Source organism: Vibrio sp. 1580 (assembly GCF_033340055.1).
This window is the reverse complement of the sequence record NZ_JAWOVT010000047.1, coordinates 1-1553: the sequence shown is the minus strand read 5'-3', so window position 1 is coordinate 1553 and position 1553 is coordinate 1. Positions and strand designations below refer to the sequence as shown.

Below are 1553 nucleotides of genomic sequence, written 5' to 3'. Positions count from 1 at the left end.
AAGTATGCATTAGAGGTTGAAGCACGAATGCCTTTATCAACGGTCATATGCATCGGACCGAAGCCTTCTTGCTGAAAACCGTTGTAATCGTCAGTTTCTGGATAGCCCGCCTCTTTACCAGCCTCAATAAAGGCTTCATACAACGGGTTCAGCTTCATGTCATTGCCGCTACATGTGCCCAGCGGACCGCTGTCACCGCGGTACTCATCAGCACCACCGACCCAAGATTCAGATTTGCGGAAGTACGGTAAGCATGCTTGGTACTGAGAGATCCCCTCATAATTTCCCCAAAGCACAACCATGTTTGAATAGATTTTGAGCAAGCAGGGTTGCAGCCGCGAGCAAGTCTTCCCTCGTTATTGTGTAGCCAGAATGCCGCAAAACTTCCATGCCTAAGCGAACTGTTGAGAGTACGTTTCGATTTCTGACTGTGTTAGCCTGGAAGTGCTTGTCCCAACCTTGTTTCTGAGCATGAACGCCCGCAAGCCAACATGTTAGTTGAAGCATTAGGGCGATTAGCAGCATGATATCAAAACGCTCTGAGCTGCTCGTTCGGCTATGGCGTAGGCCTAGTCCGTAGGCAGGACTTTTCAAGTCTCGGAAGGTTTCTTCAATCTGCATTCGCTTCGAATAGATATTAACAAGTTGTTTGGGTGTTCGAATTTCAACAGGTAAGTTAGTTGCTAGAATCCATGGCTCCTTTGCCGACGCTGAGTAGATTTTAGGTGACGGGTGGTGACAATGAGTCCGTGTCGAGCGCTGATTTTTTCGGCCTTTAGAGCGAGATTTATACAATAGAATTTGGCATGAGATTGGATTGCTTTTAGTCAGCCTCTTATAGCCTAAAGTCTTTGAGTGACTAGATGACATATCATGTAAGTTGCTGATAGGTTTCCAGTTTTCCGCTCCTAGGTCTGCATATTGTACTTTTCCTCTTACTCGACTTAACCAGTACCAACCCAGCTTCTCAACGGATTTATACCATGGCACTTTAAAGCCAGCATCACTGACAATGAGCGGTGTGGTGTTACTCGGTAGAATGCTCGCAAGGTCGGCTAGAAATTGGTCATGAGCTTTCTTTGAACATTGCTCTGAAAGCGGGAACGCTTTCTCATAAAGAGTAACAGAACGACCGTGTAGTGCGACTGAAGCTCGCAATACCATAAGCCGTTTTTGCTCACGGATATCAGACCAGTCAACAAGAACAATGGGCATCGAATTACCTGAACAGATAAAGCTGGCATGCCAACGGTATACAGCGAGTCGCTCTTTGTGCAAGTGACGATTACCTAACAATCTGTCGATTCGTTTGATGTTATGTTTTGTTCTGGCTTTCGTTGGCAGGTTACGACCAAGTTCGGTAAGAGTGAGCGTTTTACATTCAAGTAATGCGTGGCAAGCCAGCGTTAAACTGTTGAGTCGTTTTAAGTGCAATTCAGGGCAGAATTGGTAAAGAGAGTCGTGTAAAATATCGAGTTCGCACATCTTGTTGTCTGGTTATTGATTTTTCTCAGAACCATTTGATCACATGACAAGATGTGCATCTACCTTAA

The 1553-nt window shown here is 45.4% G+C and carries 1 protein-coding gene and 1 pseudogene; both read right to left on the bottom strand.

The genetic code is table 11. The features are described 5' to 3' along the window. Nucleotides 1–263: pseudogene (locus R7093_RS23900) on the bottom strand (GMC family oxidoreductase N-terminal domain-containing protein); the annotation flags it as partial. A gap of 13 nt (nt 264–276) precedes the next feature. Next, entirely contained in the window at nt 277–1485 is a 1209-nt protein-coding gene (locus R7093_RS23895; RefSeq protein ID WP_318146846.1) for an IS4-like element ISVsa5 family transposase, read from the bottom strand. Between the last annotated feature and the right edge of the window lie 68 nt (nt 1486–1553).